5 protein-coding genes are annotated in these 4,191 nt (G+C 41.2%); all 5 read left to right on the top strand.

Going from position 1 to position 4,191, the window contains the following annotated elements; translation table 11 throughout:
• On the top strand, nt 1-552 hold a 552-nt coding region (gene ruvC, locus ACESM0_RS13050; protein WP_372906641.1), incomplete at its 5' end, for a crossover junction endodeoxyribonuclease RuvC.
• Nucleotides 553-588: 36 nt separating this feature from the next.
• Nucleotides 589-1,182, top strand: coding sequence for a Holliday junction branch migration protein RuvA (ruvA, locus tag ACESM0_RS13045; protein WP_372906640.1), 594 nt, complete (start codon nt 589-591; stop codon nt 1,180-1,182).
• Nucleotides 1,183-1,266: 84 nt separating this feature from the next.
• On the top strand, nt 1,267-1,944 hold the full coding sequence (locus ACESM0_RS13040) for a response regulator transcription factor (protein ID WP_372906639.1): 678 nt from the start codon (nt 1,267-1,269) through the stop codon (nt 1,942-1,944).
• A gap of 12 nt (nt 1,945-1,956) precedes the next feature.
• Nucleotides 1,957-3,018: a sensor histidine kinase gene (locus ACESM0_RS13035; RefSeq protein ID WP_372906638.1), complete on the top strand. Its 1,062-nt coding sequence runs from the start codon at nt 1,957-1,959 to the stop codon at nt 3,016-3,018.
• Nucleotides 3,019-3,078: 60 nt separating this feature from the next.
• Entirely contained in the window at nt 3,079-4,155 is a 1,077-nt protein-coding gene (locus tag ACESM0_RS13030) for a mannose-1-phosphate guanylyltransferase (protein WP_372906637.1), read from the top strand.
• The last annotated feature ends 36 nt before the right edge of the window (nt 4,156-4,191 follow it).

Below are 4,191 nucleotides of genomic sequence, written 5' to 3'. Positions count from 1 at the left end.
CCTGGTTCGCGAACTACGGGATTTGCAATTCTTGAAGAGGAGAATGGAAAATACCGTGCGGATATTTGTGATGTGATACGAATGGCTAAAATGGACGATCATAACGATCGCCTTCAGTTTATTTTTGATGAGATCACCAAATTGGTCAAGGAGCACAAACCCACCCAGTGTGCCATAGAAACCCCGGTTTACGGAGTGGATCCTTTAGCGATGCTAAAATTAGGACGGGCTCAGGCAGCCGCAATTCTTGCCATCACCAATCAAAAGATTCCTGTTACTGAATACTACCCCAAAGCGGTGAAAAAAGCGATCACCGGTAATGGAAATGCAAGTAAAGAGCAGGTTGCATTTATGCTGGAGCGGATGATGACATTACCCGATAAAAAACTTAAAGATGATGCTACGGACGCTCTTGCTGTTGCCTGGTGCCATCACACAAAAACCGGACATTTGCCTACCGGTCAGATGAAGAAAAAAATGCATCAAAACAATACTAAGAACAGCTGGTCAGCTTTTGTTGATGCCAATCCGGATCGTGTAAAAAAGCACTAATCTCTACCAACTAAACCTCAAAGAATAAAGAACACTATGATCGCCTTTCTGAACGGAAATTTACACAGTAAATCGGAAGAAGATTGCATTATTGATGTTCAGGGAGTGGGTTATCGTGTTGAGATATCCAATCAAACTCTGCAAACACTGCCTGAGACCGGAAAGGAGATCAGGATTATGATCTATCACCACATCACCGATAACGATCAAAGGCTGTTTGGTTTTGCGTCATCCAAGGAAAAAAATCTTTTTGAGCGACTTATTACTGTAAAAGGGATTGGCCCAAAACTGGGACTCACTATTTTATCGGGAATGCCGGCTGCCAATTTGATGGAGGCCATTGTTACGCAAAATACGGCTGCACTCTCAAATATTTCCGGTATAGGCAAGAAAACGGCAGAGCGAATGTGTCTTGAGTTGAAAGATAAACTGTTTGACGAAACCCAGCCTTCTGTTGCAACCGGTTCAACAGAGCAGCGAAGTAAACATGAAGAGGCCGTTTCTGCTCTTGAAGCGCTTGGTTTCAAAAAAAGAGATGCTGAACAGTCGGTTCAAAAAATTGCTGCGACCCATCCAAAATTTTCGGTTTCCGATATCGTGAAGAGTGCACTAAGCTCCATGAATAGATAATATTAACTTAACACAGGATGGTTACTTTGAATCAAGCTTCACTCTGTTATGTGGAGGCTGAATCGAAATTAAAGCCAAGTTGATTTGTCAAAACAAACTATTCTCGTTGTTGATGATGAACAGGACCTGCTCGACCTGATTGAGTACAATCTCAAAAAAGAGGGATACAATGTACTGAAAGCCGAAAATGGCATTCAGGGATTGGAAATGGCAAAAGAGCATAAGCCAAATCTTGTATTGCTGGATATTATGATGCCTAAACTGGACGGAATCCAGGTTTGTGAAAAAATGAGGGCGAATCCCGACCTAAAGCCAATCCCGGTTATTTTTCTGACGGCCAGAAGTGACGAGAAAACAGAAGTGGAAGGCCTGGATATTGGAGCAGATGATTTTATTACCAAGCCGATCAGTACAACAAAATTACTATCCAGAATTAAAGCCGTACTTCGAAGGTATGACGACACCGAAGAAGAAGTAAACCGATTGGTTGTACACGACCTAGAAATTGATAAAGATCGCTATATCGTTACAAGAGGTGAGGAAGAGTTTCAGCTTCCCCGGAAAGAGTTTGAACTGCTCTACTACCTCGCCAGCCGAAAAGGTAAGGTTCGCGACAGGCAAACACTATTAAATAAGGTTTGGGGAGACAATATTTACGTGGTTGATCGTACCGTGGATGTGCATGTGAGAAAAATTCGGGAAAAGCTGGGCGATCACTATATTGAAACCGTGAAAGGTGTCGGTTACCGTTTTAAAGAATAAATAGCTGCATTTTTGAGGAAAAACTTATTTTCTGCCATATCCCTGCGCACAGCGAGTATATCATCGCTGGTTATAGCCCCGACTATTTCAATTCTGATGTGGTATATATCCGGGTTGGGATCATTTGAAGCACTTCTTCTTTTTGTACTTCTCTTCGCAATAGTTTTTACAATTACCTACTCTGTATCAGCATATCTGCATAATTCCAGGCTGAATAAAATGACTCGCATCATAAAGAATGTCTCTAATAAGCAGTTTGAGGATTACGATGATATAGTTGTTGAAAATAATGACGAATTGGACGAGCTGATAAGGCAATCGATTCGTGCCAGCAAAATGGTAGAGAAAGAGCTGATTCGGCTCAACAAAATTGAGAACTACCGAAAGGAGTTTATCGGTGATATTTCGCATGAACTGAAAACACCTATTTTTGCTATTCAGGGTTTTATTGAGACGCTATTGAATGGGGCAGTTCACGATGATGAAGTGAATGAGGTTTTTCTGCATAAAGCCATGAAAAATGTGAATCGCCTTACATATCTGACAAAAGATTTGATGGAAATCTCCAGATTGGAAACCGGTGAGCTAAAATCAAATATGCAAGAGATGTTTTTGCGAGATGTAGTTCTTGATGTAGTAGAAAACCTTCAATACAAGGCAGAAGAAGAGAACATTGAGCTCGTGGTTCATGATTTTGATAAAAATATTCAAATAAGAGCAGACCGGAACCAGATCAAACAGGTGCTTATCAATCTTGTTGAAAATGCGATTAAATACAATAAAGATAACGGCAAGGTTGAAATTGGAATGAAAGATCTTGGAAATGGCAAGGTTGAAATGTTCGTGAAAGATACCGGTATTGGTATTGATACAAATGATATTGAAAGGGTTACAGAGCGTTTTTTCAGAGTTGATAAATCCCGGTCGAGAGAGAGGGGCGGAACCGGTCTGGGCCTATCCATTGTAAAGCATATTATAGAGGCGCACGGAGAGAAGCTTACCATAGAAAGCAAGCCGGATGAAGGCTCTGTTTTCCGTTTTACACTAACCCCGGTTTCTCACGTTTCAGTTTGATCCCCTTTTTTCTACCTTTCTGATGAAATTTTAATCAATTTTAAAACAAGAACATCAGAAATGACTTATGCAGTGATAATGGCCGGTGGATCCGGAACCAGGTTTTGGCCTAAAAGTACCAAAGCACTCCCCAAACAGTTTTTGAATCTTTTTGGTGAGAAAACAATGATTCAAGAAACCGTTAATCGATTAAAAGGCGAAATTGAACCGGAAAATGTATTGGTCGTTACCAATGACAATTACGTATCCATTGTTGAAGCTCAGCTTCCAGAAGTTCGCAAGGATCATATTATAGGAGAGCCGGTTGCTAAAAATACAGCGCCTTGTGTTGCTGCAGCAGCTGCCATCATGAACAAACTGGATCCGGACTCTGTAATGGTGGTTCTGCCTGCCGACCATCAAATTTCAAATAGGGAAGCTTTTCTAAATATTTTGAATTCTGCGGTAGAAACAGCAAAAACTGAGAATTCGCTGGTAACCATAGGAATTGAACCAAATCGTCCGGAAACAGGGTATGGTTATATCTGTTACGAAGAGAACAGTGAGCTGGAAAAAGCCGGCAATCCGGTTTACTCTGTGAAAAATTTCACTGAGAAGCCAAATCGTAAAAAAGCAGAAGAATTTCTGGAATCAGGCAACTATCTGTGGAACAGCGGAATGTTTGTATGGAAAACAGAGACTGTTCTCAAAGCATTTAAAAAGTTTTTGCCGGATGTATTTAAGCTGACGGAAAAACTCCAGGCATCTGATTTAACACAGGAAGACATCAATCAGTTTTACCAAGCGTGCCCATCCATTTCTATCGATTATGGTATTATGGAAAAAGCTGAAACTGTGCATGTGGTTCCGGGAGAATTTGGCTGGAATGATGTGGGTAGCTGGACGGCCGTTCACGAGCTATCCGACAAAGATAAACATGGAAATGCGATTGGGAATGCTAAAATATCAATCGTTGACTCCACACAAAACTTAATTCATACCGAAAGCGGCAAGCTGGTTTCACTGGTTGGCGTAGACAACGTAGCTGTGGTTGAAACCGACAAAGCAATTCTGGTTGTAAACCTGAAAAAAGCGCAGGGCGTGAAAGAAGTGGTAGAAGAACTGAAGTCGAATCCTGAATTAAACGATTTCCTCTGATCAGAGTGTAATCTCCATCTGATCAAAAGCCAGCTG

The sequence above is a fragment of the Rhodohalobacter sp. genome (assembly GCF_041686455.1).
Lineage (GTDB): Bacteria > Bacteroidota > Rhodothermia > Balneolales > Balneolaceae > Rhodohalobacter.
This window is presented reverse-complemented; position numbering and strand designations above follow the sequence as displayed.